This is a genomic window from Escherichia sp. E1130 (assembly GCF_005781065.1).
Lineage (GTDB): Bacteria > Pseudomonadota > Gammaproteobacteria > Enterobacterales > Enterobacteriaceae > Escherichia.
This window is the reverse complement of the sequence record NZ_VATL01000058.1, coordinates 1-3,611: the sequence shown is the minus strand read 5'-3', so window position 1 is coordinate 3,611 and position 3,611 is coordinate 1. Positions and strand designations below refer to the sequence as shown.

Annotated in this window: 1 protein-coding gene; it reads left to right on the top strand. The window is 60.9% G+C overall.

Annotated features, from left to right (window positions below):
* Positions 1-3,611 (top strand): DUF6531 domain-containing protein (locus tag FEK66_RS25110; protein ID WP_138211642.1); only part of this gene is annotated, 3,611 nt, incomplete at both ends.

The following is a 3,611-nucleotide window of genomic DNA, read 5'->3' as shown; positions in this document are numbered from 1 at the left end:
CTGTGGCAGCCCACCGTGGCCAGTGCGGCTCCTGGCTCCACCCCGACCCCTGACGATAAAATCGACTGTCATAAACATCCCTCCTCACTGACTCAGTTACTCGCACAAAAAAAAGCCGCCTTTCTGGATGACCCTCTGGGAACGGCACTTAACCTGTTAAATCCGGTCGGTATGCTGGAAACCGCCTTTCAGGGAGTGAATGCGGTTACTGGTAGTATCAGTAATCTGTTCAAAGGCGATGACGAGCCGCCCGCGGCGGAATATATCGCGGAAGGCGCGCGGGATGTGCGTATCAACAGCCAGCCGGCGGCACGCAGCGGGGCACGCTGCACCTGCGAGGCCAGGGTGGTGAATGAGCCGGGGGACGGGGAATTTGTATCACCGGATGTCCGCATTGGCGGTCCGTTACTGGTGGTCAGGGATATCAGAAGCGGCAAGTCGCAGATAACCCTGGTGGCAACCGTGGCGCTGATGTTACTTCGCCCGGGCAAAATGCTTTCTAAAATCGCCTGTTTTGCTGCCAGTATCGGAATGAGCATTCTGACGCAGAAGGCCACCACAGCCCTTCCGCATCCGGTCAATGCCGCCACCGGGGCCAAATACCTGGCCGATGACGATGACTTCGACTTCAGCCTGCCGGGCCACTTTCCGCTGGACTGGCAGCGCGTGTACAGCAGTCGTGACGAACGCACGGAAGGGATGTTTGGTCAGGGCTGGAGTGTGATGTATGAAGTGAGCCTCGTGCGCACGCCGGGTAACGCGGACGAAAACTGCATGACCTTTGTGTCGGGTATGGGGCGACGCCTGGATATGGAAGCCGTGCTGCCGGGGAGTGGCTTTTACAGCCCCGGCGAAGGACTGGCAGTACGGCGTGGTGAGCAGGGGCACTGGCTTATCAGCAGCGATGACGGACAGTTTTTTCTGTTTGAAGCCGACCCGCATCACCCGCAGCGCCAGCGGCTGAAAATGCTGGGCGACCGTAACAGCAACTGTCTGAATCTGTACTACGACGACCGGGGACGCATCACTGAAATCAGCGGCGAACAGCAGCGTCCGTGCATCCGTCTGTATTACGAACTGGCGGCGCATCCCCGGCGGGTGACACAGATTTATCAGCATTTCCCTGAGGCTGCTCCTTTACTGCTGCGTCGTTACAGCTATGACGAGGCCGGCCACCTGAACGGCGTGTACGACAGCACGGGGCACCTGCTGCGTGAGTTTGCTTACGACGAAAACCACTGCATGACGCTGCACCGCCAGCCCGGCGGCGAAGGATATTATTACCAGTGGGGCCGGTATGAAGGGCCGGATGATGCAGGCTGGCGCGTGACGGGCCACCATACTGACAGTGGCGCACAATACCGTCTGGACTGGCGGATGGCTGAACGTGTGGTATGCGTGACAGACGGGATGGGCCGGACCCGCTTTCATCAGTGGGATGCACAGAATCAGGTGACGGCGTACCAGGACGAAGCCGGGCAGGTGATGACGTTCCGCTGGAGCGACGAAGAACGACTGTTGCTGGGGATGACCGACGCTCAGGGCGGCAAATGGCGCTATGTGTATGACCGACTGGGGCATATCACGGAGACGCACGACCCGCTCGGGCGGGTGACACAGACACAGTGGCACCCGGTGTGGCACGAACCGGAAACGGAAGTGGATGCAGCGGGGAACAGCTGGCGCTGTGAGTACGATGAACGCGGCAATCTTCTTGCCGTGACCGATCCGCTGCAACAGAACACCCGGTATCAGTATGACCGCCACGGCCAGGTGGTACAGATAACCGATGCCCGTGGGGGGAATAAATACCTTCAGTGGAACGAAGACGGGCAGCTCATGCGACATACGGACTGTTCCGGCGCGCAGACGGCCTGGTTCTACGACGAACGCACGCGGCTGATACGGATGACTGACGCGCAGGGCCACAGCACCCGCTACGGGTATGACGACAGCGGTCACCTGGTGGAGGTGATACTGGCGGACGGCCGCACGGTGAATTACCAGTCGGACGCGGCGGGCAGGCTGGTGAAGTACACCAGCCCGATGGGGAGGATAACGCGCTGGCAACGCGACGGGCAGGGCCGGGTGCGCAGCCGGACGGACGCGACGGGACGCAGGACGGCGTTCGGGTACGACGCTTACGGGCGGCTGACCCGGCTGACAAACGAGAACGGAGAAAGCTATCAGTTCCGCCACGATGTGCTGGACCGTCTGGCGGAGCAGATAAACCCGGACGGTTGCCGCCAGGCGTACCGTTACAACGCGCTGAACGCGGTCACGGAAGTGGTGTTCACCGGGGACCGGGGCGGTGAAATCCGTCACCGGCTGGCGCGTGATGCGGTGGGCCGGCTCACGGCAAAGGAGACAGCCGACAGCCGTACGGAATACGTCTGTGATGCGGCAGACCAGCTACTGGAAATCCGCCGCCGGCGGTCGGATGCCGGGGAAACAGACGCACCGGAGATTATCCGTTTCAGTTACGACAGACTGGGGCGGATGCTGACTGAGGAGACGGCGCAGGGCGTCTTAACCCATCAGTACGATGAACTCAGCAACCGGACTGCCACCACCTTTCCGGACGGCAGAACGCAGCGCCATCTGTACTACGGGAGCGGCCATCTCCAGCAGATAAATCTGGACCGGGAGGTCATCAGCGAGTTCACACGTGACGCCCTGCACCGGGAGGTGCTCAGAAGTCAGGGGCGACTGAGCACGCGGCAGCTTTACGACCCCACCGGGCGGCTGAAGCGCAGGGAGACATACAGCGGGATGCGCGGGGTGGTACCGGAGACGTTCACGGACCGGCAGTACAGCTACAGCGGCGAGGATGAACTGCTGAAGACGCGGCACAGCCGGCGGGGGGAAACGGATTACTTCTATGACACCACGGGACGCATCACGGCGTGTCGTTCGGAGGATGAGGGGTATCTGGCGAGCTGGCAGTACGACGCGGCGGGAAACCTGCTGGGGAGGCGCGCGGGGGAAAGGGCCACGGCAGAAAACAGCGTGGTGCCGTTCAACCGGCTGATGTCTTACCGTGGTGTGCACTATCGTTATGACGAACATGGCCGGACGGTGGAAAAGCAGGGCCGGAGCGGAACGCAGAGTTACCGTTATGATGCGGAACACCGGATGGTGGAAGTGACGACAGTGCGGGGAACATACCGGTATGTGTACGATGCGCTGGGGAGGCGGACGGAAAAACAGCACATCAGCCCTGACGGTAAGCCGTACAACCGGACAAAATTTTTATGGGACGGGATGCGGCTGGCGCAGGAGAGCAGGCCGGAGGGAACAGGCAGCCTGTATATCTACAGTGACCAGGGGAGTTATGAACCGCTGGCGCGGGTGGATAAGGCGGGCAAAGAGGGACCGAACCGGATACTGTATTTTCACACGGATGTGAACGGCGCGCCGGAAGAGATGACGGACAGTGACGGGAAAATCGTGTGGGAGACGGGGTATCAGGTCTGGGGTAACACGATACAGGAGAAGGACCACGGCAGGGTGGAACAGAACCTGCGTTACCAGGGACAGTACCTCGACAGGGAAACGGGGCTGCACTACAATCTGCACAGGTACTATGATCCGGATGTCGGGCGGTTCAT